Here is a 26283-nt window from a genome sequence, read left to right on the forward strand (position 1 = left end):
TCCCGCCTAACTAAATCGAATTCGTTTTGCCAAATCGTCCGGCAACCATGACTTGGTGGCGAGAACGATTGTTTCAAGGGGAGCTGCCAACGTGGCGTTCCGCCACCATGGCTGCGTCGGCGCAGAAGTCATGCCGCCCAGACCGACCAGGACCATACACACCAGCACACCGCGAACCAGCCCGAAAATCATGCCAAGAATGCGATCCGATATGGACAAGCCCAAGGCCTTGACCATGCTGCGCACAACCATACTCAACAAAGACATCGTAATCAGCACACCGACAAAAATCGCCACACACCCTGCCAACGTACGCAAAGCCGGATCAGACAATCCAGTAAATACCGCCCGCCCGACCGGCGTACCGAACTCCACAGCAGCGAAGATCGCTGCTATCCAGGCCAGCAATGCGATGACTTCGCCAACCACGCCGCGCCAAAGTCCCAACAATAGCGAGATGCCGACAATACCGATAACAGCGTAGTCAAAACCGGTCATGGTTTGGCCGATACCACCCCGGAAACACCAACCCGCTTCATCTTCTCAAGCGCCTTGTCGGCAGCTTCACGATTGGCGAAAGGTCCGGCTCGAACGCGCGTCTTCTTGCCCTGCGGTGTATTCAGCGGTTCAGTGAAGGTCTTGATACCCTGCTCGCTGAGTTTGGCCTTCAGTGTCTTGACGTTCGCCTCATTGGAGAAGGCGCCAATCAAAATCAGATATTCCCCGCCCTTTGCGGCCGGCTTTGCCTCAGCAGCTTGCCCTGCCAGAATAGCTGCAGCACGCTTTGCATCATCAGCACTGGGCTTTTCAGCAGCCTTTTCCGAAGGTTTCACGACAGGTTTTGCAACCGGATTTTCAGGCGCTTTTTCCTGAGTCTTTTCGGGCTTGGTTACTGATTTTTGGTCGACTTTTTCGGCATGCTTGTCGTCAGCGCTTCCGTCCTTGACTGCCCCCAGAATCCTGGCTGTCGGTTTGACAAGCGGCTCTGCAAGCGGTTTGGCCGCAGCTTCGGCTGGCAATTTATTCTGCAGCAAAGCCTCTGCCGGCTTTTCAGCGCTCCGCTCTACTGGCGCTCCAGCAAATTTTGGGGCAAAGGGCTTTTCGTCCTGGCCGGGAATACGAATTTCAACATCCTGCACCGTCTGGCGTGGCTCGTGATCCATCACCATGGGCAGTACTACTGCGACCACGGAAACAAAGAAAACGGCCCCCACCAGGCGGCGGCGGGCACGTTTTTTTAGGGGCAACTGGGCGTCGTTGTCGTCCATGACTAGGGCTTTTTCCGAAGCGCTTCAAGCGCACCGGCTACCGTATAGAAGGAACCAAAGGCCAAGATTCTATCACTTTCAGCCGCCCGTCCCTTGGCTGCTTGCATTGCCTCGGCAGGAGAAGCGTGTTTGACGATCTCGCCCCCCAGCCCTGAATCGCGAATGATTCCGGCCAGATCTTCGGCCGAAGTGCCACGAATTCCAGCAAGCGTCGCCACATGCCAATAGTCGACTTTGTCTTTCAGCGGCGCCAGCGCACCAACAATATCCTTGTCGTTCAACATGCCGACGACAGCAAAAGTCCTGTCGAAAAAGCCCATGCTCGACAGATTATCGGCCAGCACCCGAATCGCTTGCGGATTGTGACCAACATCAAGAACGATAGCCGGCTTGCCCGGCACCACCTGGAAACGTCCTGGCAACTCCGTTTCTATCATCCCGGGGCGTATCGCCTGCATGGTCACCGGCAACTTGTTTCCCAGTACTTCGAGAGCTGCCAGCGCGACGGCGGCATTGTAAAGTTGGGTCGGGCCACGCAGTCCTGGATACGCCAAGGCGCGCTTGATTACCTGCGGGCCGGAGCGACACCACCAGCGCCATTGCAGGCGGTTTTCATTGGTTTCAGCACTCGGCCGCTCGAAACCAAAATCGCGACCGATCAGGCGCAGGTCGGCCCCGATTGCCGCGGCGTGATCGAGCAGCGTTTGCGGTGGATTCGGGTCAGCGCACAGCGCCGGCTTGTCAGCGCGGAAAATACCCGCTTTCTCGAAACCAATACTGTCGCGATCCGGACCAAGCCAGTCAGTGTGATCGAGCGCCACCGTGGTCACAATGGAGACATCGGGTTCGTAGGCATTGACTGCATCCAGCCGCCCGCCCAGGCCCACCTCAAGAATCGCGGCCTCGACACCGGCTTCAGCAAAAACCTCCCATGCCGCCAGCGTGCCGAACTCAAAATAGGTGAGCGCAATGTCGCCAGCTTTTTGCCGCGCCGCTTCGACCCGGGCAAAAGCGGCACACAAGACCTCATCGCCTGCAGATACGCCGTTCAAGCGAACGCGTTCGTTATATGCCATGAGATGCGGCGAGGTGTAGCAGCCAACCTTGTAGCCGGCCCGGTCGATGATATTTTCCAGATAGGCACAGGTCGAACCTTTGCCATTGGTGCCACCGACAATAACAACTGGGCAATGTTGAGTCTGCCCGAGCACGTTCTTAACCAGGCGAATCCGGTCAAGGCCCAGCTCGATACCGGCTTGCCCTTTAGGGTGTAAGCCTTCGAGATGAGCCAGCCAATCTTCCAGCGTCTTCAAGCGATTGCCGGCAATTTTTGCAACAGAGCGAGAACCCGTGCTACCTGGTCGCGCAGTTCGCGACGATCGACGATCATGTCGATCGCCCCTTTTTCCATGATGAACTCGGAACGCTGGAAGCCTTCCGGCAAGGTTTCACGAACGGTTTGTTCGATTACGCGCGGACCGGCAAAGCCAATCAAGGCCTTGGGCTCGGCAATCACCACATCCCCGACGAAAGCAAATGAAGCCGAAACGCCTCCCATCGTCGGGTCGGTCAGAATGGAAATGAAAGGCTGGCCAGCTGCCGAGAGCTTGGTCAAGGCCGCCGTTGTCTTGGCCATCTGCATCAGCGAAAAAAGGCCTTCCTGCATGCGAGCGCCACCAGAGGCGGTGATACAGATAAAAGGCATTTTGTGCTCAACAGCGGTCTGTACGCCGCGCACAAAGCGTTCGCCCAGTACCGAACCCATCGAGCCGCCCATGAATTCAAACTCAAAAGCAGCTGCAACGACCGGCATGTTCTTGATGGCGCCCTGCAGCACGACCAGTGAATCGGTTTCGCCAGTCGCCTCGTTGGCTTCCATCAGGCGATCCGGGTAGCGCTTGGAGTCCTTGAACTTGAGGCTGTCGACCGGAACGACTTCAGAACCGATCTCGAAACGCCCCTCTGCGTCGAGCAGCAGATCAAGGCGCTGTCGGGAGTTCAGACGATTATGGTGCCCACACTTGGGACAAACCTGCAGGTTGTTTTCAAGGTCAGTCGCATAAAGCACCGCCTCGCAGGACGGGCATTTGCTCCACAATCCCTCAGGCAGGCTTCCACGGCGCTGAGGGCCTTGTTCGCGCTTGATCTTGGGGGGCAGCAGTTTGGTCAACCAGCTCATTTTTTCACCTCATCCACGCCACGACGAATATCTGCCACCAAGGCTTTCACATTGGCACAGGCGGATTCCGCCGTCGATTTTTCAATTTCTTCGATAATCCGGCTGCCAACGACAACCGCGTCGGCAATACCAGCAATGCGTGCCGCAGTCGACGCGTCACGGATACCAAACCCCACCCCGACCGGCAAGCCGGTCTTTTCGCGAATCTGCGGCAGGCGCTCGGCCACTGCATCAACATTGAGCGCGCCGGAGCCGGTGACACCGGCGAGTGACACGTAATAGACGTAGCCGCTGGCAATTTCTGCAACCTGAGCGATACGCGCCGCGGTTGATGTTGGCGCCAGCAGGAAAATGGGATCCATACCATTGGCCTTCATGGCGGCGCCAAAACTGGCTGCCTCTTCCGGCGGGTAATCGACTACCAGCACGCCATCAACGCCTGCCTGAGCGGCAGCCATGGCGAATTTCTCCAGCCCCATCGCCTCAATCGGATTGGCGTAGCCCATGAGAACGACCGGCGTCCTGAGATCGGTTTTACGGAATTCAATAACCAGCTGGAGCACCTTGCGCAACGTCATGCCTTTGGCCAGGGCACGTTCGGAGGCACGCTGAATGGTCGGGCCATCGGCCATCGGGTCGGAAAACGGTACGCCCAGTTCGATGACATCGGCGCCTGCATCGACCAACGTATGCATTAGCGGCAGGGTCAACGCGGCATCGGGATCACCTGCCGTAATGAAGGGGATCAGCGCCTTGCGGCCTTCGCCATTGAGGCGGTCAAAAGCAGACTTGATGCGCGACATCAGAAGACAATCCCGGATTTTTCGGCCACGGTATGCATGTCCTTGTCACCACGACCAGAGAGGTTGACCAGCAAAATCTTGTCCTTGGCCAGCGTTGGCGCCAGCTTGGCCGCATAGGCAAGCGCGTGGCTGGACTCCAGCGCCGGAATGATGCCCTCAATGCGACACAAGGTATGAAAGGCGGCCAGCGCTTCGCTGTCGGTCACCGGCTGATATTCCGCACGCCCCAAATCCTTCAGCCAGGCGTGCTCCGGACCGACGCCCGGGTAGTCAAGGCCGGCCGACACCGAATGCGTCTCGATGATCTGGCCGTCTTCATCCTGCAGCAGATAGGTGCGGTTGCCGTGCAGCACACCGGGGACCCCAGCGGTCAGAGAAGCTGAGTGGCGACCGGTTTCCATGCCGTCACCCGCAGCTTCGACGCCGATCAGGCGGACGCCCTCAACATTGATGTACGGGTAAAAAATACCCATGGCATTGGAACCACCGCCAACGCAGGCAATGACTGCATCCGGCTGGCGGCCGGTCATTTCCGGCATCTGGACCAAACATTCCTCGCCGATAATCTTCTGGAAGTCACGAACCAGCATCGGATACGGGTGCGGGCCGGCGACCGTGCCAATGATGTAGAACGTATTGTGGATGTTGGTGACCCAGTCACGCATCGCTTCGTTGAGCGCATCCTTCAGCGTCTTGGAACCTGACTCCACCGGCACGACAGTGGCGCCCAGCAACTTCATGCGATAGACATTTGCCGCCTGGCGCCTGACGTCCTCGCTACCCATGTAAACCACACACTCCATCCCATAGCGGGCGGCAACGGTGGCGGTAGCGACACCGTGCTGGCCAGCGCCGGTTTCGGCGATCACGCGCGGCTTGCCCATGCGCTTGGCAAGCATGGCCTGACCAATACAGTTATTCACTTTGTGGGCACCGGTATGGTTCAGGTCTTCACGCTTCAGGTAGATCTGCGCACCACCCAGCATTTCGGACCAGCGCTTGGCGTGGTAGACCGGCGACGGGCGACCGACGAAATGCTTCAATTCGTATTCATATTCGGCACGGAATGCGGGATCAACCTGCGCTGCAGCGTAGGCTTCCTTCAGTTCATCGAGCGCGCCAAACAGCGTCTCGGCCACGAAGACACCACCGTAGGGACCAAAATGGCCCTTGGCATCGGGGAAGTTATATTGACTCATCAGCTTTCCGTACAGCCGCCACAAAGGCAGCGATTTTTTGGTGATCCTTGATACCCTTGCCCATTTCCACCCCCGAAGAGACATCAACAGCAACCGGCCGCACACGTTCAATGGCGTTACCCACATTGTCCGCCGTCAAGCCACCTGACAGCACCAGAAATCCTGGCAGGTTTGGCGGAATCAGCGTCCAGTCGAAAACATGGCCACCCCCGCCATAGCCCTCCACGAAGGCATCCAGCAACAAACCCCGGGCACCGAGAAACGAGCCAGCGAATTCTACCAGATCAAGACCGGGCCTCACCCGTGCTGCCCGCAGATAAGGCCTTGAAAACTGGCGGCAATAAGCCTCGTCTTCGTCACCATGGAATTGCAGGACATTGATCGGCACCGCATCACATGCTGCCCGGACAAGCGCCGGAGACTCATTAACGAACAGCCCGACCACATCAACGAAGGGTGGAATTCGTCTGGCCAGCACTGCCGCACGCTGCGGCGCAACATAACGCGGGCTAGGCGGATAGAAAACAAAGCCAATCGCGTCGGCACCAGCGGCTACAGCAGCATCGACATCCGCTTCGCGGGTCAGCCCGCAAATCTTGATTCGGGTTTTCATAAATTCAAATGTTCTGCGGTCAACCGGAAAAAACAGCCAAAAACAAAATTTTCATACGATGCAGGATATCGTCCAGATCTCGTCATTTCATCAATCCATCGAGAAAGTCATCTTCGGGATCCGGCAAACCCCAGTGATTTTCGTACACCGGCCCGCAAAAATACAAACCGTCAGGAGAAAATGTGGGTGCCGCCTCCTTGCGGTCCTTCGCTTGCAACAGTTCATCCACCCATGTCGCGGCATGACTGCCTTTTCCAATGGCGACCAGTGTCCCCACCAAATTGCGCACCATGTGATGCAAGAAGGCGCTGGCCTCAAAATCAAAGATAAACATATTCCCGCACTGCCGCACTGATGCGGAAGACATGGTCTTGATCGGCGACTTGGCCTGACATTGGGCCGCGCGAAAAGCCGAGAAATCATGCTCTCCATGCAGGCGACTGCAGGCATCCTGCATGGCCGCCAAATCGAGCGGCCAATGAAACCAACCAACGCGACCATGCCAAAGTCCCGGGCGCTGCGGACGATTCAACAGCAAGTATCGATACCGCCGCCCACGCGCGCTAAACCGGGCATGGAACTCATCATCAACCGGTTGCGCCCAGCGCACGGCAACGCCTTCCGGCAAATGGGAATTGACACCGCGAACCCAGGCCGTCAGCGGGCGATCGATCGACACATCGAAATGCGCCACCTGATGCGTCGCATGCACGCCCGCATCGGTCCGCCCAGCGCACAGCACACCGACCGGGGAACCTGCAATTTCCCTCAGCGCAGACTCCAGCGCATCCTGCACAGTGCCGCCGCCCGCCTGACTTTGCCAACCACGAAAGGCCGTGCCGCAATACTCGATCCCCAATGCAATCCTCACAACAGCACGACTCCCATTAATCCGGCACAAGCGACGACAACCCGCAGTGTGTCCCGGCTAGTCCACGGCATCAAACTCAAATGCAGGCATTCTCGCCCGTCAGCAACCGGAGGCTCTGCGGCCAACATTTTTCTCCACTCGCCCCTGGCCGGTGAAGTCTGCAGATTTTCCAGCACCAGCGACAGCCGTACAACCACCCGTTCTACATCCAGCCCCGCCATGCGCAACGGTTGCAAAAGCCCCCACAACCCGGCAACCATCCCATCATGCCCGAGGCGAACGAAAACCCATGCCAGGCATGCAAGAATTGCCAGCAAGCGAACCGCCTGCAGATTGGCCTCGGCAATCCCTTCGTAGGTGGGTGCCCAAGCAGCATCAAGAAACGCCTCTCCTGGCGTGTTAAAGGCAAGAATCAACCACAAGGTCAGTAACAGCCAGCGGGCACGCCGAGTGTAGGCCAGCCATCGCTTCGCCGCTGCAGGAGTCTGCAATAGCACGCCGACGCATAGCAAAGCCATCCCCGCATAGCCAACAAACTGAATGCCGAGAACAGCAGCGAGCCAGATAATCAATGCGCTAGAAGGATGCAAACCGAGGCCCCAAAATGCACACAGCCCCTTGCGGGGCCATGTGCCGATCACGATTCGTGATTCTACTCGCCTATGCGACCAAGAATCGTGCGTGCCTGCTCAACCAGATCCACCGGGCCTTCGCCAACCACTTCCTGAAGCAGTTCGCGTGCGCCCTCCAAGTCACCCATTTCTTCATAGGCCTTGGCCAGATCCAGTTTGGTATTGACCTCTTCCCATTGCTCATTGCGAACCGGCGCTTCAGTTGCCACCTCAGGTGGCGCTTCAGTTGGCAAAGACGCCATCAACGGCTCATCCAGTGCAGGGACCTCAGCATGAACGAGGGTCTGCTCGCCGAAGGAACCAGCTGCCGAGGGTGGCTCCGACAAATCGAGATTGATTGATCCGATATCGAATTCCGGCGTCCCCATTGGCTGACCGAGAAACATCGAATCAGTCAATTTGACATCAAATTCGAGCGAATCTGTATCAACGACGCCGGCATTGACCACCGTATCGGCCAGTTTCGAGTCATCGGCATCATCGCCAAAATTCAGAACATTAGTGCTGACCAGCGTATCGGTTCCGGCCAACTCATTGACCACAGTGCTCGTCAATGGCGAGTCATGATCAAAGACCGGCTCAGGCTCAGGCGAAGCAGCATGCTCATCGATCACTCCCTCCAAGCCGCCTTCACCGCCCACCCATGTACTCAGACCAACATCTACCCCTTCCTCGTCATGCTCTCCCGATGATGGCAAAACAAGCGTTCCGGCCGGAGAAAAATCTGGAGATGGTGCTGTTGATTCTTCAAGCAGCGGACTATCGGCAACCGCCAGATCAAAATCAAGGCCATCCCTCGGCATACTTTCTGCAACCAAGGGCTCTGCAACAACCGGGGCTGCATCACTACCAAAATCGAAGTCCAGTGCATTGGTTTCATCTGGCGTAACAACGGTATCAATGTAGGCATCTTTTTCGACAACAACTGCTTCAGGCTCATCGACAAGATCAGGGGCGATGGTTTCAGCACCCAGATCAAAATCAAGCGTCATTGCATCCGAAGCCAGATCAAGCCCCTGCGGTGCAGTTGCCTCAATTGCCTGCTCAACAGGAGGCTCCGCTTTTGTCGGAAGAATGATCGTATCCCGCTCGAATTCTTTGGAGAGCCCGGAGATCGACGACGCTTCATCAGAAACCGATGAAGGAGCCGGAGCCTCCGCGACCATACCTGGCGCATCATCTGTCGCACTTTCCACCACATCAGCAGGCGCACCCTGACCCTGTGACGCGGAATACAGCGGATTTTTCGGATCGAGGGTCAAACCCAGCGCTACCGCCTTTTCCCAATCCGGACCAACACCTGCTGTCTGAGCATACAATTCGCCAGCCAGTGTTTCGAACTGTTTCACACTGCGGCGATTGGCATAAATTTCAAGCAACTTGGCATGGATGGCGGTGCGCTGCGGATCCTTCTGCAACGCCTCAAGAAGAATTTCTTCCGCTTGGGTATCGCGACCATAAGCCATATAGACATCTGCCTCGGCAACCGGGTCAACTTCATCGGTATCGATCGTTCCCGGCCCGGTCTGACTGAATTCACCCGTCATTGGTGCGATATTGCCTGTATCGATACTCTGGCCACCCGTCATGCGGAATACCGAATTCGGCCCCAGACTGGACGGTACCGGCAGTGCTGTCGTTTCGACCGACGCGTTCTGGCTTCGACGGCGCTTGATCAGAAAATAACCAGCCAACAAGGCGAGAATACCTGCACCGCCAGCGACAGGCAGCGGGTCCTGCAGCAGTGAATCCACGACACCTGGCTCCTCGAGCGGCGGTGGTGGTGGTGGTGCCACCACTTTCGGGCTTTCGGGCTTCGGCGCATCAGGCGCCTTGACCTCTGCGGGCTTTGGCGCGACAACCGGCGCTTCTGGGGCTTTCGGGGGCTCAACAACAGTTGGCTCCGCGGGCTTGACCGCGTCAACGGGCTTTGGTGGCTCGACCGGCTTCACCGCCTCCGCTATCTTGGGCTCTTCCTTCTTGGCGGGCGGCTGCTGAAGTTCAGCGAGTTTCTGATTTTTCAACTCAAGGAGCTTCTGAAGCTCATTGACGTTCTTTTCCAAGGTTAACAGGCGATCCTGTGCGTCCTTGAGCGCCTTGTCCTTGGCTACCTGGTCGGCAATCTCAGACGCCCTGCCCGCAGCACCACCCTTGGCGCCAGCATCAGCCCGCGCAACCTTGACCTGATCCTTGCCCTGCTCAGCTGGCGCGACCTTTTCTTCAACCTTGGCCGTGATCTTACCCGCAGCAGACTGTGCGGAACCCGCGTCGTCCTTTACTGGCGCCTTGGCAGTAGCGGCAGCCAGCTTTTGCCGATAAGCCTTCCAGTCGCTGGACTGCGTCACATAAACTTTTCTTGCCTCAGCCGGCGAGATCGCCTCGACCGTTGATTTTTCCGGCATATTAAGAATGGCACCAGCCTTCAGGCGATTTACATTCTTTGCAATAAAAGCATCCGGATTATTCTGGAACAAACCCACCAACATTTGCTCTAGCGAAACACCATCGTATTGATTTTCTGCAGCAATTTTGCGCAGAGTCTCGCCTTGTCTGACGAGACGACCGGCGGAGATATCCGGTTTCGGTTTTGGCTCTGCCGTAGCTTTTGGCACAGGAACCGAGCGAGGCGTTGCCTTGACCGGAGCAGGCGTATACTCGCCACCGCTGCCTCCACCACGCACGGTATCGACAATACGCGCTTCGGCAACAGGCCGGGATGACTGGGTAGCGGCTATTTCTGGCGGATCCAGCAGGAATGTATATTCGCGAACCAGGCGACCGGCCGGCCAATTCAGCTCCACCAGAAAATCAAGGAATGGCTCGTTGATTGGCTTGGCAGAGGTAACTTTGACTACCGACTGGCCATTCGGACGCTTTTCGACAGCGAAGCGAAGATCCAGCAGGACAGAGGCAAAATCAACTCCCGCCTGTTTGAACACATCCTGCGGTGCGAGACGGGCTGTCATTCCCGCAACCTCGTCCTTGGCTGCGCCAATATCGAGCTCCGCTCGCAAAGGCTGCCCAAGGCCGGACAAGACGGTGAGTTTCCCCAGGCCAGCTGCATCGGCAACCCAAGGAGCGAGAGATAAACAAGAAGCGACCGCAAGCGTTGCAGCACGTTTCTTGAACTTGGAATTTTTAGTTTCGTTCACGGCGAAACCCTGAGCGTCAATTTTGGGAGTTTCAAATTAACATCATGAACTTAGCAATGCAAGCTAAACCCTCTTCTCACACCCAGGATTTTGCAAATCTCCAACAAATAAAAAAACCGGGGGTTTTCCCCGGTTTTTTGCGAAAAACAGCTTAATCACGCATCGAGCAGAATACGCAACATACGGCGTAGCGGCTCGGCGGCCCCCCATAGCAATTGGTCGCCACAGGTGAAGGCCGCAAGGTATTCCGGCCCCATCGCCATCTTGTGCAGGCGACCGACTGGTACGGTCAGCGTTCCGGTTACGGCAGCAGGGGTCAGTTCACGCTCCGAAATTTCACGCTCGTTCGGCACCACCTTAGCCCACGGGTTGGCCTTGGCGAGCATGTCGCTGATTTCATCTAGCGGGACATCCTTTTTCAATTTGATGGTCAGCGCCTGACTGTGACAGCGCATGGCGCCGATACGCACGCACAAACCGTCAATAGGAATTGATCCAGCCGAACGGAATGCGGGGCGACCAAGAATCTTGTTGCACTCGGCCCCGCCCTTCCATTCTTCCTTGGACTGACCGCCTTCAACCGGCACATCGATCCACGGAATCAAAGAACCGGCGAGCGGTGTGTTGCGGAAATTCTTTTTCGGGAACGCGTCCGAACGGATCGTTTCGGCAACCTTCCGATCGATGTCAAGAATGGCGGATGCAGGATCGGCCAGGAGGTCAGCCACGGAAGAATGAATAGCGCCCATCTGGGAGATCAATTCACGCATGTTCTGCGCGCCGGCACCGGATGCCGCCTGATAGGTCATCGAAGTGGCCCATTCGATCAAGTCGTTCTGGAACAAGCCGCCAAGACCCATGAGCATCAACGAAACCGTACAGTTTCCGCCGATCCAGTTCTTGCCACCCTTGGCCAAAGAGTCCTTGATGACGTTCATATTGACCGGATCGAGAACGATCACCGCATCGTCGGCCATGCGCAGTGCCGAGGCGGCATCGATCCAGTGACCATTCCAGCCTGCAGTTCGCAGCTTGGGAAAGACTTCCTTGGTGTAGTCGCCGCCTTGGCAGGTAATGATGATTTCACAAGCTTTCAGTGCGTCGATATTGGATGCATCCTGCAACGGCAGAGAAGCCTCCTTCCCGCCGAGAACCGGTGCTTTGCCACCAGCAGCCGATGTGGAGAAATACACTGGATCAATGTGGGCAAAATCGCCCTCTTCCACCATGCGTTGCATGAGGACCGAACCGACCATACCGCGCCAACCAACCAGACCAACTTTCTTCATGTCATCACTCTCCGTGAAAAGTCTCTTTATTTTTTATAGGGCTGCCAGCACGGCGTCGCCCATTTCCTTGGTACCAACCTTATTCGTCCCGCGCTCATAAATGTCACCGGTCCGATAACCTTGAGCCAGTACTTTTTTGACCGCAGTTTCGACACGTAGTGCCTGCTCTTCAAGGCCAAAAGTGTAGCGCAGCATCATCGCTGCCGACAGAATCGTTGCCAGCGGATTGGCAATGCCCTTGCCGGCGATATCCGGCGCCGAACCATGCGATGGCTCATAGAGACCCTTGCTCTTTTCGTCGAGAGAGGCAGACGGCAACATGCCGATCGACCCCGTCAACATTGAGGCCTCGTCAGACAGAATGTCGCCAAACATGTTGCCGGTCACCATGACGTCAAATTGCTTCGGTGCCTTGACCAGCTGCATGGCGGCGTTATCAACCAGCATGTGGCTGAGTTCAACGTCCGGGTAATCCTTGCTGATCTCAATCATCACGTCGCGCCAAAGCTGGGTACATTCCAGCACATTCATCTTGTCGACCGAACACAAGCGCTTGTCGCGCTTTTGGGCTGCCTGGAAGGCAACGTGACCGATGCGGCGGATTTCCGACTCGCTATAAACCATGGTGTTAAAGCCGACACGCTCGCCATTTTCCTCACGAATACCGCGCGGCTGGCCGAAATAGATGTCACCCGTCAATTCGCGAATAATCAGGATGTCCAGACCGGCAACCACTTCCGGCTTCAGCGTCGACGCATTGGCCAGCTCAGGGTAGAGAATGGCCGGACGCAGATTGGCAAACAGATTCAGATCCTTGCGAATGCCAAGCAGCCCGCGCTCCGGACGTTTCTCACGCGGCAACATGTCCCATTGCGGACCGCCGACGGCCCCCAGCAGGATCGCATCAGCGGCACGAGCCAGCTTCTGCGTCGCTTCGGGATATGGATTATCAGTGGCGTCGACTGCACAGCCTCCCAGCAACCCCTCTTCCATCTCGAATTTGAGATCGAGCGCCTTCAGCACGCGAACCGCTTCTGCGGTAATTTCCGGACCAATGCCGTCACCCGGCAGAACACAAATTTTCATATGCTTTCCTTGTTACGCAAACAGCCAAGGCTGATTGATACGACGTTTCTCTTCAAACTCACGAATTTTCTCGGCATGACGCAAAGTCAGGCCAATATCGTCCCAGCCATTGATCAGGCACTCCTTGCGAAAGGCATCAATCTCGAAAGGGATGCCATATCCGTCAGGACGAATCACCGCTTGCGCCGGCAGGTCGACCACCAGCGTGTAGCCAGGCGTCGCTTCGACTTGCTTGAACAAGGCTTCAACTTCGGCGGCCGGCAACACAATGGGAACAATGCCGTTCTTGTAGCAGTTGTTGAAGAAAATATCGGCAAACGACTCGGCAATAATCGCCTTGAACCCGAAGTCGAGCAGCGCCCAAGGCGCGTGCTCTCGCGAGCTGCCGCAACCAAAATTAGCGCGCGTCAACAGAACCTGTGCCCCTTGATAGCGCGGCTGGTTCAGCACGAAATTCGGATTTTTCGGACGACCAGTAGCATCCTGCCCAGGCTGGCCGATATCCATGTAGCGCCATTCATCAAAGGCATTGGGGCCAAAGCCGGAACGCTTGATGGATTTTAGAAACTGCTTCGGGATGATTGCATCGGTATCGACGTTATTACGGTCGAGGGGTGCCACCACCCCTTCGAGACGAACGAATTTTTCCATTTACTCCACCGCCTTCTGGACGGCTTCACCGCTCTTTTTGAGCGCACCGCCAACTGCTTCACCACCCTTGTGCAATGCACCACCGACCGCTTCGCCACCCTTCTGGAGTGCCTCACCAGTCTTTTCTGCACCGATGGCAACATCCTTCTTGACGCCTTCAGCGGTATTGCATGCAGCCAAGCCAAATACCACGGCTACGATAAACAAGCTTTTCATGATGACAATCCTCGCTTACAGAACGTCGCGCACATCGGCAAAGCGGCCGGCAATCGCCGCGGCCGCCGCCATGGCAGGACTTACCAGATGAGTCCGCCCGCCAGGTCCCTGGCGACCTTCAAAATTGCGATTGGAGGTCGAAGCGCAGCGCTCGCCCGGCTCCAGGCGATCGGCGTTCATGGCCAAGCACATTGAACAGCCCGGCTCACGCCACTCGAAACCGGCGGCGATGAAGACCTTGTCCAGACCTTCGGCCTCTGCCTGACGCTTGACCAGACCGGACCCCGGTACGGCCAACGCCAGCTTGACAGTGGCAGCGACATGGCGCCCCTTGAGCACCGAGGCAGCTTCGCGCAAATCCTCGATGCGCGAATTGGTGCATGAACCGATAAACACCTTGTCGATAGTAATCTGGTTGATCGGCGTATTCGGATTCAGCCCCATGTATTGCAGTGCACGCTCCATGCCCTCGCGCTTGACTGGATCGGTCTGCTTGGCCGGATCGGGAACAATGGCATCGATGGCGACAACCATTTCCGGCGACGTCCCCCAAGTCACTTGCGGCCGGATATCTTCCGCCTTCAGCGTCACGACACGATCAAACTGCGCGCCAGCATCGGAATGCAACGTGCGCCAGTAGGCGACAGCGTTTTCCCAAATCTCACCCTTCGGCGAGAAGGGACGACCTTTCAAATAATCGATGGTTTTGTCGTCGACCGCGACGAAGCCCATGCGCGCACCGCCTTCGATGGCCATGTTGCACAGGGTCATGCGACCTTCCATGCTCAGGCCACGAATGGCGCTGCCGCCGAACTCGATGGCATAACCATTGCCGCCCGCCGTACCGATGGTGCCGATAATGGCCAGCGCTACATCCTTGGCAGTTACACCTTTGCCGAGTTTGCCGTCAACGGCAATCAGCATGGTCTTGGACTTCTTTTGCAGCAGGCACTGGGTCGCCAGCACGTGTTCAACTTCCGAGGTGCCGATGCCGTGCGCCAGGCAGGCGAACGCACCGTGCGTCGAGGTATGCGAATCGCCGCAGACGACGGTCATACCGGGAAGCGTTGCGCCGTTTTCCGGACCGACGACATGGACAATGCCTTGCCTTGCATCCTTGAAAGGAAAGTAGGCCAGCGCGCCGACTTCGCGGATGTTGTCATCCAGCGTTTGAACCTGCTGACGAGACACGGGATCCTTGATCCCTTCGTCCCAGTGATCGGTCGGCGTATTGTGATCCGCCGTTGCAACGATGGACGAAATGCGCCAAGGCTTGCGGCCAGCCAGCTTCAGGCCTTCAAAAGCCTGAGGACTGGTGACTTCATGAACAAGGTGGCGATCAATGTAGAGAAGGGCCGTTCCATCAGCTTCCTGATGAACGACGTGGTTCTCCCAAAGCTTGTCGTAAAGGGTCTTCGACATAGTGCGTAATGTGGGCCGTAAAGCGATGAATTATTGCACAGGATCTTTGGTTTTTGCCCGGTTTTACCGGTCGACCGTAGCATTTGCATTTACCCAGCCCCAGACCAATAAAAAGCCAGCCAGTGCGAACACAGAACTCAAGGTAAACGTCCAGCCGGCCCCCAGCCACTCCCAAGTCCGGCCACTGATCAGCGCACCGAGCAAGCCACCTGCCCCAAACGACAAACTGGAATACAAGGCCTGCCCTCGCCCCTGCGCTCGACCAGGAAACCATTGATTGACCGCTGCGATGGACGCTGCGTGGTAGGCACCAAAAGTCAGACCGTGCAGCACCTGAACAACAATCATGATGGCCGCTGACTCGACCCCCCAGCCCATCATCAAAAACCGGACAACCGCCGCCGCGAAACTGACAAGCAGGATCGTGCGCAGCGAAAATCGCCGCGACAGTTTCGCCATGAACATGAAAACCACGATTTCAGCGACCACACCAAGCGACCAGAGCAATCCGACCTCGGTCTTCGAGTATCCATGCGCATTGAGATGAATCGAATAAAACACATAGAACGCACCATGCGCTGCAGACATGGCAAAACAGGCCGCCATAAGCGCAATGACCTTCGGCTGGCGCAGAATCTCGCCGATTGAATCACCGTCGGTCGCATGCTTGACGGGCGGCGCTTCAGGCAGGGTCAGCGCATACAGCAGAATGCCGGCCAGGATCGTCCAGCAAACCCAGAGCACGCCAACCGGCGGCGCAATATCCAGCAAGGCACCGGTGGCCATGACGGCGACGATGAACCCTATCGATCCCCACAAGCGAATGCGGCTGTAGCGCCCACGCTCTTCGCGCAGATGATCGAAAGTCAGCGTCTCTACCAGAGGCAAAGCTGCGCTCCAGAAGAAGGCGAGCACCGCCATCGCAATCAACATGGCGGGTAACTTATCGAGCCAGAAAAAGGCGGTAAACCCAGCCAGGCCAATCGCGGCTGCCAGCCGAATGATCGCCAGACGACGACCAAATCGATCAGCCAGCCATCCCCAGAGATTGGGGCCAAAAAGGCGCATCAACTGCATCTGCGACATCAGCAAACCGATGTCCCAGGCAGAAAAATTCAGGGATTGGAGATAGAGCCCAAAATAGGGCGAGAAGGCGCCAATAAAGGCGAAATAGAAAAAGTAATAGCCCGAGAGGCGCCAATAAGGCAAAGCATGCATCCGGCAATTCTACCGGATGCATCGCACGGGCGAGGGCCTGATCAGGCCCGGGCAGCTTCCTGGCCCGCGCGGAAGGCCAGCAACATGTGATACAGCTCGTCTTTCAATTTGACCCGCTGCTTCTTCATGTCTTCGATGGTAAAATCCCCCACCGGCATATCGTTCTCTTCCAGATCTTCAACCTTGCCGGTCAGACGGTGATAACTGGCAAACAGCTTGGCAAAATGTGCATTGCCCGTTTTCAGCGCGTGAATCGCGTCATTGAATTCCGGAAATTCGTGATGGAGATCGTGATGATCGACTTGCATACTTCCCCCTTTGACAACAACGCCGCTCTGCGAGCGGTAAAAAAGCTAAAGATTTTACGCGATTTTTCCTGGAATACGTGGTGTATGGCATACGACATCACCACACTGCGCACGGTGGCGCAAGGCGTGATCGATCAACACCAAGGCCAGCATTGCCTCGGCAATTGGCGTCGCCCGAATCCCGACGCAGGGATCATGGCGTCCTTCAGTGGCCACCTCAATGGCATTTCCGTAACGATCGATTGAACGACGCGGCTGGGCAATTGACGAGGTTGGCTTGATCGCCATGTTCACAATAATATCCTGCCCGGTCGAAATGCCGCCCAGCACGCCACCCGCATGATTGGTGGCAAAACCCTGCGGCGTCATTTCATCACCGTGCTCGCTGCCACGCTGCGCCACGGAATCGAAACCCGCGCCAATTTCGACGCCCTTGACGGCATTGATGCCCATCATGGCATAGGCAATTTCGGCATCAAGGCGGTCGTAAACAGGCTCTCCCCACCCCGGAGGCACGCCGCTGGCGGTCACGGTAATTTTGGCCCCTACCGAATCCAGCGACTTGCGCAGACTGTCCATGTAGGCTTCCAACTCAGGAACAAGGGCCGCATTTGGCGCGAAAAACGCGTTCTCGCGGATGTCGTCAGCCGAAACAAATGGAATATCAATTGGCCCAAGAGCGCTCATCCAGCCGCAAATCGTGATGCCGTAGCGCTCGTTCAGCCACTTGCGGGCAATCGCACCAGCCGCCACCCGAACCGCCGTTTCGCGAGCCGATGAGCGGCCACCGCCGCGGTAATCGCGGAAACCGTATTTCTGGGTATAAGTGTAGTCGGCGTGACCGGGTCGGAAAGTGTCAGCAATATTGCCGTAGTCCTTGCTGCGCTGATCCTGATTGCGAATCAACAAGCCAATCGGGGTACCGGTCGTCTTGCCTTCGAAAACACCGGAAAGAATCTCAACGGTATCCGGTTCACGACGCTGGGTCACATGGCGCGAGGTGCCCGGCTTACGGCGATCCAGCTCCGCCTGGATATCCGCTTCGCAAAGACTCAAGCCTGGTGGGCACCCATCGACTACGCAGCCGATGGCCGGGCCATGAGATTCACCAAAGGAAGTAACAGTAAACAAGGTGCCAAAAGTATTGCCGGACATGGAAGCAGTGATCGAATAGGGAACGGGAGAGTTTACCACGCCAAGCAAAAGCCCCGTCCGCTACCGTCAACAAGCACAAATACACACCCTGCCACCAACCCGGAAGCATTAGCGAAGAAGCAAGCGCTGTGATCACGGAAAGCGCTGACACCGGACAACAAAAAGGCAGCCAAAGCTGCCTTTTTGTTGATCAGACACCAGCCTGCGGTTCGCCCGGCCAGTTCTTGATGTAACTCTTCAGCATCTTGTTCTCGAACCCTTGTTCTTCAAGGACTGCCTTGGCGACATCGAGAAAGGAAATGACGCCCATCAGGGTATCGTTTTCGAGCACGGGGAGGTAACGCGAGCGCTTTTCGATCATCAAGCGGCGTAACTCGTTCGCCTCCATATCCGGAAACGCGGTCACCGGATTGGTGAGCATGACATCGCCCACCTTCAGACCATCCCCAGCCACCGCCTTGCCCTTGAGCGCCTGCAGCACTTCGCGGAAAGTCAGCATGCCAACCATCTTGCCACCGTCCATCACCACCAATGAACCGACATCGAGATCTGCCATGGTGTCGATCGCCAAGGCCAGTGACTGTTGCGGTGTAGCAGTGAACAGCGTCCCGCCTTTGACCCGAAGAATTTCCCGCACCTGCATTACAAACTCCCCACATTGATTTTGGTTGATCTCGACGATCTTAGAACATCCTCTGAAATTCCGAAAGAACAAAGGCACCTCTCGCCGCGCGCAGGGTCTAATAACGTAGCCAGAGAAAATACAAAAAATTACTCGTATTTGATAAATTTAACGTCATTGACACTTGCGCAATGTCATAACAGCCTATACACTTCGATATATAACCTAAGGCATACATCGCTAGGATGCTTGGGTAATCCTATTACACTAGCGTATGGAGATTGGATCATGACTACTGTTAAAACCATCGAGAAGATCGACGCCCGCGAGATTCGTCGCAAGCTCGGCCTTAACCAGCAACAATTCTGGTCCACCCTGGGCGTCACCCAGAGCGGCGGCTCACGCTACGAAAGCGGTCGCAACATGCCCAAGCCTGTCCGCGAACTGCTGCGTCTGGTGCACGTCGAGCAAGTCGATATCAAGAACATCAAGCGTGAGGACATGGACGTCATCGACTACCTCAAGGCTCAGGAACCAGAACTGTACAAGTCACTGAAGAAATCGGCGCGTAGCCACGCAAAAAAGGCAGCTTGATCGTTCCCCGACAGGGGCGCCGACGGCAACAACGGGCATTACGGGGAGACAACGACCCGAATGCCCGTTTCTTTTTTGATCTGCTCGGCGAAATCGGCCAGAGATTGAGCAGATAGCGCGCTCAGCCTGATTGCTGCGGGCTGCATTGAAGGTCGAGCCAACCCATATAAATGCACACCGGCAAGCTCGCCGGCCAGCGGACGAAGCAGATTGCAATACGCCGATCTGGACGTCGCCGATGGCGCTACACCATCCAGTGCAAACCAGCAGGTTTGCACCCAGGTTGGCGCCAAGGTGGCACAAATTTTTAGATTTTTGGCCATTTTTTCCGGTTGACCGGGGACACCGTTAATCTCGACCACTTCAGCAGCCTCAGCCCGATCAATCTTGAACCAAACCTCGCCACCGAGTTCTGCCAAGCGCTCGATACCCAACTGAACTTCTGGCCGATGCATCAAGCTGCCATTGGTAATCAGGCGTACCATCAGCTTGCCTTTTTGATTGAAGCGCTCCAGCACCGCCGCCAAACAAGCAACTGCGTCAGCAAATTCCGGCGCACTGGTCGGCTCACCGTTGCCGGAAAAAGCCACATCCATCAATCGCCGCGCCTCCGGCGGCACATCACGGCGCATGAAATCGCCGTGCAACGCCTCTTCTAGAAAGCCCGCCAGCTCCCTTTCCAGCGTATCAAGACTAATCGGTGGCGGCCCGCCACGCGTCAGGTTTTCGACCTGGCAATAAACGCACGCCCAGTTGCATGCATTGTTTGGATTGAGATTGATACCGATGGACACGCCACCGGCGCGTCGCGATATCACCGGGTAAACGTAGACTAGACCGGCACTATCCCGGCGGTGATCATCAGTTGTAAGCATGGCGCATTGTATAATCCGCGACCATCTTGTCGAGCAAAACACTCATGTTGATCACCCGCCGTCTCGAATTCGATGCCGGGCACCGCATCCCCGACCATAAAAGCCAGTGCCGCCACATGCACGGGCACCGCTATGCCATCGAAATCACGCTGTCGGGCAACGTCATCGACAAAGCCGGCGATGCGGCCAACGGCATGGTCATGGATTTTTCACAGGTCAAGGAACTCGCCAACGCCCACCTCGTTGATGCATGGGACCACGCCTTTCTAGCCTATGCCGGCGATACGGCCATCGTCGACTTTCTGAAAACACTTCCCGACCACAAGACGGTGCTCCTCAATTGCGTACCAACCGCAGAAAATCTGGCGCGTATCGCATTTGAACGTCTCGATGCAGTGTATCGCGACACTTACGGCAACCATCTGCAACTTGAGCAGGTCCGTCTGTACGAAACGCCCAACTGCTGGGCAGATGCAAGACGCACCAAGCCCGATTGAGCGGAAAAACTTCTCCCCCTATACTGCAGACCATACAGTGGTCGCATAAAAAAGACAGATCATGGAGGGGGAGATGAAAATCAGGAAAATCTGCACGTCCACGGCCACGCGCCAGCAAACGGCCGTTGCCCTGGCATGAGCCAGCAGCCGACAAATCGGCCAAAAACCGCACTGGTACTCACCGGAGGCGGCGCACGCGCCGCTTATCAAGTGGGCGTTTTGCTCGCCGTTTCAAAACTATCGACAAACCACCGGAAAAATCCTTTTCCTATTCTCTGCGGCACCTCGGCTGGTGCCATCAACGCAGCCAGCATCGCCTGCCTGGCCGACAATTTTGGCAAGGCAGTCGCTGTACTCGCCAATTTCTGGCGAAACATGCATGCCGGCCAAATCTACCGAGCCGATCCGTTGGGCATCGCTCAGTCCGGGGCACACTGGATGTCAATGCTGACGCTGGGTTGGTTGATTCGAAGCCGGCCACGTTCGCTACTCGACAATTCCCCGTTACGCGATGTACTGCAAAAACATTTCGACTTCAGCGGCATAGAACGCTCCATTACCAGCGGCGCCCTGCATGCCTTGAGCATCTCGGCCTCCGGCTACGAATCCGGTGACAACATCAATTTTTTTCAGGGCCACGCGACCGCGCAACCCTGGCGCCGAGTCCAGCGTATCGGCATTCGCTCGCCGATAGGCGTCGACCACCTGCTCGCCTCCAGCGCCATACCCTTCATCTTTCCCGCCACAAAAATTCACCGCGAGTTCTTCGGCGATGGCTCAATGCGTCAATTGGCCCCAATATCCCCGGCAATTCACCTTGGCGCAGAACGGGTACTGATCGTCGGCGCCGGGCGCAAGAATGAACATCAGGAACGGCGCCGAGTAGACACCCATCCGTCGCTGGCACAAATCGCCGGCCACGCCCTGTCCAGCATCTTTCTCGACAGCCTGGCGGTCGATATTGAGCGGATGCAACGTATCAACCGAACGCTCGCCGCCATCCCGCCCGAACTTCGCAACCACAGCGACATTCCCTTGCGGCCGATCCAGTCCTTGATCATTTCCCCCTCGGAGCGCCTGGAGCGCATCGCGGCCGAAAACGCCAACGCCCTACCCTGGGCAATGCGGACGATGCTCGGCGGGATCGGTGGCATGAACCGCCGAAATGGGACGCTGACCAGCTACCTGCTCTTCGAAAAACCCTACACAAATGCATTGATTGATCTCGGCTACGCCGACACCATGGCGCGCTCGACTGAAGTAGGCGATTTCCTCGGCCTGTGATCACTTTCAGCAATCAAATGATTCGGCCAGCACAGTCTTTTCGAAGAATCATCAGGAAGCGAGCCATGTTTCCCGACCTTCCACGGTCAACCGGAAAAATTGGCCAAAAAGCAAAAACGGCCCCAATGGGGCCGCATGCAATTCTGGCGGGTCCGGTGTCCGCTTATAGCATGTCCTATGCTGTCCGAAGACGTCCAATTAAAGCCGTTATAACAATCAGTTAGCTTAACAGCTTGTCCTAACAACCACTATCCAATCCGATCAAATCCGACTACAATTTGATAGTCATTTTGATAGTTAGATAAAACGTATGGCACGGCAGATTGGAAAACTAACCGCACTTCAGGTCACAAAGCTGAGCAAGCCGGGATTGTACGGTGATGGTGGCGGCTTGACACTCCAGATCACCAAGACCGGTGCCAAGAGCTGGCTCTTTCGATTCATGCGTGAGGGCAAGCCCTATGGAATGGGCTTAGGCCCCACACACACCATCAGTTTAATGGAAGCTCGCCAGAAGGCTCTGGAAGCCAGGAAGCTTCTGGTTGATGGGATCAATCCACTGACGGCCAAGAAGCAGAGTCGCATTGCCGCTGCCTTAGAAAACGCCAAGATGATGACGTTCGACCAATGCGCTGAAGCCTATATTGCCGCGCATCGAGCCAGCTGGAAAAATGCAAAGCACGTGGATCAATGGACAAACACATTGGCCACTTATGCAAGCCCTGTCTTTGGTCACTTGCCAGTCGCGACGATCGATACCGGACTGGTCGTCAGATGCCTTGCACCAATTTGGGAAAACAAAACCGAAACCGCATCAAGATTGCGTGGTCGCATCGAATCGGTCTTGGGATGGGCCACAACCAGCGGATATCGTACTGGTGAAAATCCAGCTCGCTGGAAAGGCCATCTGGATAACCTACTCGCTACGATTAGCAAATCCAGCAGGACTAAGCACCACCCATCGCTCCCATGGCAGAACATTGGCAAATTCATGGTTGCACTCAGAGCCCGAGAAGGTAGCGCTGCAAAAGCCGTCGAGTTCGCAGTATTAACCGCGTGCCGATCAGGCGAAGTACGTGGCGCACAATGGTCTGAATTTGATTTGGCCGAACGTATCTGGACTATTCCTGCTGCACGTATGAAGGCACGTCGAGAGCATCAGGTTCCCTTGTCAGACGCAGCATTAAAATTACTGGAATTAATCCCAAAAGAAAATGATCTCGTTTTCGCTGGCAGAAAAAAACAGGTACTTTCAGATATGTCACTGACAGCGGTAATTCGACGGATGAACGGCGAAGTCAAGCCGATCTGGGTAGCAGCAACAGGCGAAGGCATTACCGTACATGGATTCCGATCCACTTTCCGGATGTGGGTTGCTGAAACAACAGCTTTCCCAAGAGAAGTCGCGGAACACGCTCTGGCTCATCAATTGCCGGATCTTGTAGAGCGAGCCTAAGCACTGCCCTATTGATAGGTAACGAGATACGATCAAAACTGATAGCCAATGCCTTTCGATTATTCTAATGTCTTGTCGATTGACGATGTTGATATTTTTCGTGAATAAACAGTTTTTAGGCTGGCTGACTAAGTACAATTTCAGACAACTTACCCTTACTTTGCTTGCCTTCAAGCTTTTCTATCAAAGAGTTTCCTACATCGCATTTGCTTGTATTTGTTACAATTGTTGATTTATGACTATCCCGCTCTTCCTTGATAGCAACAGGGAAAAACTCCTCAATGACATCGCCTGACTCATCCTCGCTGTCCTCAAAGGCACCATTGTTCAGACCTTGGCGCGCAGCCACTTCTAGCGCCACCTGGTCAAAACCAGCAGCCTGACGTGCTCCATCAATCCGCTTAGCCTCGAGTAAGGCATCCTCAAGAGTTACACCGCTTCGAACCGTCAGATCTACGTAATAGATCGGTGTCCCATGACTCTGCCGTGTCGACTTGCCGCGCAGTCGCAATTCCAACGGCAAACAGGAGAGACGATTCCCGGAGATGGCCTGGAAGTACTGCAGTCGTGCCGCCAAGGTACGGATACTGTTGAAGCCTGTAGTGCGGAAGACAAAGCTACCGAGTGGATCATCATCGCCAATGCTGACGTTGAGCCGGCCATACGGTTTGCAATTTCCGCCCTTAGCCAGTGGACAGCCATCCGGTGACGGACAAACGATCCGGATTACACCGCCGTCTGCCAGGCGCTCCCAGGGCAGACCGAGGACGAGTGCATCAAACTGCGACCGGGACAGTTCAACACTCGTATTGCCATGTCGCCAGCAGAATCGCCCCTGATTGAGCCGACGGTTCGCTAGCCAGATGCCGTAGCCATCATGGACCAGCACCTTGAGCCGGTTAGCTCGGCGATTGGCAAACAGATAGGCGTGGTGCGGCCGGGCTTCGCCAAACATCGAGACGACCCTGGCCAGGATCGTCTCGGTCCCTGCCCGCATGTCGAGCGGTGTGGTCGATAGCCCTGCTCGACTACGGCTAGCTAACATCCATAGAGCAATTGCGAAGAATGTGTATTTATCCAAGGAATACTACGGGCTGGAAATCTATGCGCTAGCTTTGCTCACGCGAGCATATTTGGAGGCAGAGAATCTAGATTTAGCCGGTCGCTCGGATATTCGTGTTGCCGCATTGCGAGAAGCACTCTCTTCGGATATCGAAGCCACAAAATCGATGGTGAGCCAAGACTGGCTAAATCGGCCGCAAAGCGGTTGGTTTGCCACGATAGATGATTACCAGCAGAAGCGAGGGAAATTAATTGCCCAACCCGCAAACTCCAAGTGACATGTCGCATGCGGTTCGCCTCTGAGCTAGTGCGTCGAGGTGTTGAAATGTCCGATTGGCCCCAACATCAGGTTGAAGACGTAAAGTTTAAAGCTCAGAGTTAAGCCTCCCACTAGTCTCAGATAAATGGATAGGACGCCGCAATTAATTGTGGTCATTCGAAAAATTTTCGAGACCCGCTGCTCGAAAAATGGCATTTGAATAACGAGCATCTGTACAATTGAATGTTTCCCAGTATCTTATGAAGTGGCTATCGAAATATCGGCCAGTTTCTTTGTCTATTACGAGTTCTCCATCCAAACGCCATGCACGCACTCTGCATTCAATGCGCCAAAGCATTACTACTAAAGAGCCTCATCGCAGAATCTTCCATTTATGCTCCATGCAATGTTTGCGGGACGCCTGGACTACAAGTGATCGATACCAGCGATCTAAAATTCATTCGTGCAATCAAGGCGTTGATTCGTTATCACTACTCAGAGTGGGAGTACCACGGCAGACTCGGCGGCGAGAGTTTTCAACATCTTCTCTCAATTGAAAACCCCATCATTCGCCTGAATCCTAAACTCGATGAGATTGAGTACGAAGAGTTTTTGCTTTCTTTTTTACAGGCGCTCAACTCCGACGATCAAATTTCTCTCTTCACTGCGTATGGTCGTGACATCTACAACCACACACCTTTTCAAGCTGTTTCACGGGGCGAGTCGACTTCGCTTGCCAATATCGAGAGCAAGCTGAGGACAAATAACTACTTTGTTGTAGAGGCAGAACACAAGAACGACTTCGAGGCTCTTCGCTCCTACGTAACTCGTACGATAACTGCCGGTACGACTCTGTATAGAGCGCGAATAGGTGCGGAAAAGCGTGCCGTAAATTTCTCGAATTTCCCCTCAGACCCTACATATTTCTATACACCGCACGAGGGTTCTGCAATTGGTGCGCCTCCTATCCAGTTTGCAACAGCAGGGCGGGCAAATCGACCTGGTGTTTCGTTCCTATACTTGGCGACCGATCCCGATACAGCCATGGCTGAAGTTCGCCCTCATCCAGGCGATCTTGTCTCAGTTGGCGGCTTTACACTAACTGACAATCAAGTAATAGCTGATCTATCTAGCCACAACCTTGAGCTATTCTACGAATCGGATCATGGGTTGGATCTACTTGAACTCGCTATCGCTGCAGAGAACTCTTTGGCCATGAAAGCACCTCCAAGCAATAGGCATATTTATAGCCTAACCCAGTTCCTATCAGAGATCTTTCGAGCAATCGGCTTCGATGGGATTGGCTTCAGAAGTACCGTTGGCACCGGTACAAACATAGTCCTCTTTAAATCAGACTCCGCCTATTGGGTTGAGGACTCCAGCCAAGTCTTTTACGTCGACCAAGTTATCTATCGAAACTCACCACAAAAGCTATTTGACCCAGAGACCGAATATGATTCGGTCGCAAATGGCTGAGAGACCCATCTACTGAATATATTCAGTAGACTCCCTTCCAATTTGAGCGCTCCTGACTTCACAATTTGCATAACCCGTTTGCTGAAGCCTTGTCCT

General features: G+C 55.5%; 27 protein-coding genes. 6 read left to right on the forward strand and 21 right to left on the reverse strand.

The annotated features are described in order from the left end of the window. Positions 1-6 precede the first annotated feature (6 nt). The 19 genes from IPJ12_04950 to IPJ12_05040 all read right to left on the reverse strand — a co-directional run bounded on the left by IPJ12_04950 (position 7) and on the right by IPJ12_05040 (position 18705). A complete protein-coding gene (locus IPJ12_04950; protein ID MBK7646517.1) occupies positions 7-498 on the reverse strand; it encodes a CvpA family protein in 492 nt (163 codons plus the stop codon). Next, entirely contained in the window at positions 495-1268 is a 774-nt protein-coding gene (locus IPJ12_04955; GenBank protein ID MBK7646518.1) for an SPOR domain-containing protein, read from the reverse strand. Before IPJ12_04955 ends, IPJ12_04950 begins: the two co-directional genes overlap by 4 nt. A gap of 2 nt (positions 1269-1270) precedes the next feature. Further along, entirely contained in the window at positions 1271-2581 is a 1311-nt protein-coding gene (folC, locus tag IPJ12_04960; GenBank protein MBK7646519.1) for a bifunctional tetrahydrofolate synthase/dihydrofolate synthase, read from the reverse strand. Continuing rightward, positions 2578-3447: an acetyl-CoA carboxylase carboxyltransferase subunit beta gene (locus tag IPJ12_04965; GenBank protein ID MBK7646520.1), complete on the reverse strand. Its 870-nt coding sequence runs from the start codon at positions 3445-3447 to the stop codon at positions 2578-2580. Before IPJ12_04965 ends, folC begins: the two co-directional genes overlap by 4 nt. Then, positions 3444-4250 (reverse strand): tryptophan synthase subunit alpha, encoded by an 807-nt coding sequence (locus tag IPJ12_04970; GenBank protein ID MBK7646521.1) that lies wholly within the window; start codon positions 4248-4250, stop codon positions 3444-3446. The genes IPJ12_04965 and IPJ12_04970 overlap by 4 nt, the downstream gene beginning before the upstream one ends. Then, the gene (trpB, locus tag IPJ12_04975) at positions 4250-5449 is read right to left on the reverse strand and encodes a tryptophan synthase subunit beta (GenBank protein ID MBK7646522.1); all 1200 of its coding nucleotides are present in this window, start codon (positions 5447-5449) and stop codon (positions 4250-4252) included. Before trpB ends, IPJ12_04970 begins: the two co-directional genes overlap by 1 nt. Continuing rightward, positions 5436-6062: a phosphoribosylanthranilate isomerase gene (locus tag IPJ12_04980; protein MBK7646523.1), complete on the reverse strand. Its 627-nt coding sequence runs from the start codon at positions 6060-6062 to the stop codon at positions 5436-5438. Before IPJ12_04980 ends, trpB begins: the two co-directional genes overlap by 14 nt. 82 nt (positions 6063-6144) lie before the next feature. Beyond that, complete coding sequence (truA, locus tag IPJ12_04985) at positions 6145-6933, reverse strand: tRNA pseudouridine(38-40) synthase TruA (GenBank protein ID MBK7646524.1); 789 nt, start codon at positions 6931-6933, stop codon at positions 6145-6147. Further along, complete coding sequence (locus IPJ12_04990; protein ID MBK7646525.1) at positions 6930-7523, reverse strand: hypothetical protein; 594 nt, start codon at positions 7521-7523, stop codon at positions 6930-6932. Before IPJ12_04990 ends, truA begins: the two co-directional genes overlap by 4 nt. Before the next feature lie 62 nt (positions 7524-7585). Then, positions 7586-9967 (reverse strand): hypothetical protein, encoded by a 2382-nt coding sequence (locus tag IPJ12_04995; protein ID MBK7646526.1) that lies wholly within the window; start codon positions 9965-9967, stop codon positions 7586-7588. 905 nt (positions 9968-10872) lie between these two features. Further along, complete coding sequence (gene asd / locus IPJ12_05000) at positions 10873-12006, reverse strand: aspartate-semialdehyde dehydrogenase (GenBank protein MBK7646527.1); 1134 nt, start codon at positions 12004-12006, stop codon at positions 10873-10875. 33 nt (positions 12007-12039) lie between these two features. After that, positions 12040-13092 carry a 3-isopropylmalate dehydrogenase gene (gene leuB / locus IPJ12_05005; GenBank protein MBK7646528.1) on the reverse strand — a complete coding sequence of 351 codons (1053 nt, stop codon included), beginning with the start codon at positions 13090-13092 and terminating at the stop codon, positions 12040-12042. A 12-nt stretch (positions 13093-13104) separates the two neighbouring features. Continuing rightward, the gene (leuD, locus tag IPJ12_05010) at positions 13105-13743 is read right to left on the reverse strand and encodes a 3-isopropylmalate dehydratase small subunit (GenBank protein ID MBK7646529.1); all 639 of its coding nucleotides are present in this window, start codon (positions 13741-13743) and stop codon (positions 13105-13107) included. Next, positions 13744-13959, reverse strand: a complete 216-nt coding sequence (locus IPJ12_05015; protein ID MBK7646530.1) for an entericidin EcnAB — start codon at positions 13957-13959, stop codon at positions 13744-13746. A 15-nt stretch (positions 13960-13974) separates the two neighbouring features. Next, complete coding sequence (leuC, locus tag IPJ12_05020) at positions 13975-15381, reverse strand: 3-isopropylmalate dehydratase large subunit (protein MBK7646531.1); 1407 nt, start codon at positions 15379-15381, stop codon at positions 13975-13977. Positions 15382-15444: 63 nt separating this feature from the next. Further along, positions 15445-16599, reverse strand: a complete 1155-nt coding sequence (locus tag IPJ12_05025; protein ID MBK7646532.1) for an MFS transporter — start codon at positions 16597-16599, stop codon at positions 15445-15447. Between the two features lie 41 nt (positions 16600-16640). Continuing rightward, positions 16641-16907, reverse strand: a complete 267-nt coding sequence (locus IPJ12_05030) for a YdcH family protein (GenBank protein MBK7646533.1) — start codon at positions 16905-16907, stop codon at positions 16641-16643. Between the two features lie 54 nt (positions 16908-16961). After that, entirely contained in the window at positions 16962-18062 is a 1101-nt protein-coding gene (gene aroC / locus IPJ12_05035; protein ID MBK7646534.1) for a chorismate synthase, read from the reverse strand. A gap of 190 nt (positions 18063-18252) precedes the next feature. Next, a complete protein-coding gene (locus tag IPJ12_05040) occupies positions 18253-18705 on the reverse strand; it encodes a CBS domain-containing protein (protein ID MBK7646535.1) in 453 nt (150 codons plus the stop codon). Between the two features lie 267 nt (positions 18706-18972). Between IPJ12_05040 and IPJ12_05045 the strand changes: the two genes are divergently transcribed. After that, a complete protein-coding gene (locus IPJ12_05045) occupies positions 18973-19278 on the forward strand; it encodes a transcriptional regulator (GenBank protein MBK7646536.1) in 306 nt (101 codons plus the stop codon). Positions 19279-19316: 38 nt separating this feature from the next. Here the strand turns inward: IPJ12_05045 and IPJ12_05050 are convergent, their stop codons facing one another. Then, positions 19317-20153, reverse strand: coding sequence for a radical SAM protein (locus IPJ12_05050; protein ID MBK7646537.1), 837 nt, complete (start codon positions 20151-20153; stop codon positions 19317-19319). 44 nt (positions 20154-20197) lie between these two features. Between IPJ12_05050 and queD the strand changes: the two genes are divergently transcribed. The 3 genes from queD to IPJ12_05065 all read left to right on the forward strand — a co-directional run bounded on the left by queD (position 20198) and on the right by IPJ12_05065 (position 23390). Further along, complete coding sequence (queD, locus tag IPJ12_05055) at positions 20198-20650, forward strand: 6-carboxytetrahydropterin synthase QueD (GenBank protein ID MBK7646538.1); 453 nt, start codon at positions 20198-20200, stop codon at positions 20648-20650. Positions 20651-20785: 135 nt separating this feature from the next. Beyond that, a complete protein-coding gene (locus tag IPJ12_05060; protein MBK7646539.1) occupies positions 20786-21934 on the forward strand; it encodes a patatin-like phospholipase family protein in 1149 nt (382 codons plus the stop codon). A gap of 310 nt (positions 21935-22244) precedes the next feature. Beyond that, positions 22245-23390 (forward strand): tyrosine-type recombinase/integrase, encoded by a 1146-nt coding sequence (locus tag IPJ12_05065; GenBank protein MBK7646540.1) that lies wholly within the window; start codon positions 22245-22247, stop codon positions 23388-23390. Positions 23391-23505: 115 nt separating this feature from the next. On the opposite strand, the gene tnpB is transcribed toward IPJ12_05065, so the two are convergent. After that, complete coding sequence (tnpB, locus tag IPJ12_05070; protein MBK7646541.1) at positions 23506-24471, reverse strand: IS66 family insertion sequence element accessory protein TnpB; 966 nt, start codon at positions 24469-24471, stop codon at positions 23506-23508. Between tnpB and IPJ12_05075 the strand changes: the two genes are divergently transcribed. Further along, on the forward strand, positions 24458-24730 hold the full coding sequence (locus IPJ12_05075) for a hypothetical protein (protein MBK7646542.1): 273 nt from the start codon (positions 24458-24460) through the stop codon (positions 24728-24730). The two genes, tnpB and IPJ12_05075, sit on opposite strands and share 14 nt — an antisense overlap. 413 nt (positions 24731-25143) lie before the next feature. Continuing rightward, a complete protein-coding gene (locus IPJ12_05080) occupies positions 25144-26187 on the forward strand; it encodes an RES family NAD+ phosphorylase (protein ID MBK7646543.1) in 1044 nt (347 codons plus the stop codon). The last annotated feature ends 96 nt before the right edge of the window (positions 26188-26283 follow it).

It is taken from the genome of Betaproteobacteria bacterium, from assembly GCA_016709965.1.
Taxonomy (GTDB): domain Bacteria; phylum Pseudomonadota; class Gammaproteobacteria; order Burkholderiales; family Rhodocyclaceae; genus Azonexus; species Azonexus amarohabitans.

Excerpts from the sequence above, each read along its gene's own strand:
- queD (MBK7646538.1), top strand. The coding sequence starts at position 20,198 with ATGTTGATCACCCGCCGTCTCGAATTCGATGCCGGGCACCGCATCCCC.
- asd (MBK7646527.1), bottom strand. The coding sequence starts at position 12,006 with ATGAAGAAAGTTGGTCTGGTTGGTTGGCGCGGTATGGTCGGTTCGGTC.
- trpB (MBK7646522.1), bottom strand. The coding sequence starts at position 5,449 with ATGAGTCAATATAACTTCCCCGATGCCAAGGGCCATTTTGGTCCCTAC.
- IPJ12_05060 (MBK7646539.1), top strand. The coding sequence starts at position 20,786 with ATGAGCCAGCAGCCGACAAATCGGCCAAAAACCGCACTGGTACTCACC.
- leuB (MBK7646528.1), bottom strand. The coding sequence starts at position 13,092 with ATGAAAATTTGTGTTCTGCCGGGTGACGGCATTGGTCCGGAAATTACC.
- IPJ12_04980 (MBK7646523.1), bottom strand. The coding sequence starts at position 6,062 with ATGAAAACCCGAATCAAGATTTGCGGGCTGACCCGCGAAGCGGATGTC.
- IPJ12_05015 (MBK7646530.1), bottom strand. The coding sequence starts at position 13,959 with ATGAAAAGCTTGTTTATCGTAGCCGTGGTATTTGGCTTGGCTGCATGC.
- IPJ12_05040 (MBK7646535.1), bottom strand. The coding sequence starts at position 18,705 with ATGCAGGTGCGGGAAATTCTTCGGGTCAAAGGCGGGACGCTGTTCACT.
- IPJ12_04995 (MBK7646526.1), bottom strand. The coding sequence starts at position 9,967 with ATGCCGGAAAAATCAACGGTCGAGGCGATCTCGCCGGCTGAGGCAAGA.
- IPJ12_05045 (MBK7646536.1), top strand. The coding sequence starts at position 18,973 with ATGACTACTGTTAAAACCATCGAGAAGATCGACGCCCGCGAGATTCGT.
- leuD (MBK7646529.1), bottom strand. The coding sequence starts at position 13,743 with ATGGAAAAATTCGTTCGTCTCGAAGGGGTGGTGGCACCCCTCGACCGT.
- IPJ12_05050 (MBK7646537.1), bottom strand. The coding sequence starts at position 20,153 with ATGCTTACAACTGATGATCACCGCCGGGATAGTGCCGGTCTAGTCTAC.
- IPJ12_04970 (MBK7646521.1), bottom strand. The coding sequence starts at position 4,250 with ATGTCGCGCATCAAGTCTGCTTTTGACCGCCTCAATGGCGAAGGCCGC.
- IPJ12_05065 (MBK7646540.1), top strand. The coding sequence starts at position 22,245 with ATGGCACGGCAGATTGGAAAACTAACCGCACTTCAGGTCACAAAGCTG.
- IPJ12_04950 (MBK7646517.1), bottom strand. The coding sequence starts at position 498 with ATGACCGGTTTTGACTACGCTGTTATCGGTATTGTCGGCATCTCGCTA.
- IPJ12_04965 (MBK7646520.1), bottom strand. The coding sequence starts at position 3,447 with ATGAGCTGGTTGACCAAACTGCTGCCCCCCAAGATCAAGCGCGAACAA.
- leuC (MBK7646531.1), bottom strand. The coding sequence starts at position 15,381 with ATGTCGAAGACCCTTTACGACAAGCTTTGGGAGAACCACGTCGTTCAT.
- IPJ12_05030 (MBK7646533.1), bottom strand. The coding sequence starts at position 16,907 with ATGCAAGTCGATCATCACGATCTCCATCACGAATTTCCGGAATTCAAT.
- IPJ12_04955 (MBK7646518.1), bottom strand. The coding sequence starts at position 1,268 with ATGGACGACAACGACGCCCAGTTGCCCCTAAAAAAACGTGCCCGCCGC.
- IPJ12_05025 (MBK7646532.1), bottom strand. The coding sequence starts at position 16,599 with ATGCATGCTTTGCCTTATTGGCGCCTCTCGGGCTATTACTTTTTCTAT.
- aroC (MBK7646534.1), bottom strand. The coding sequence starts at position 18,062 with ATGTCCGGCAATACTTTTGGCACCTTGTTTACTGTTACTTCCTTTGGT.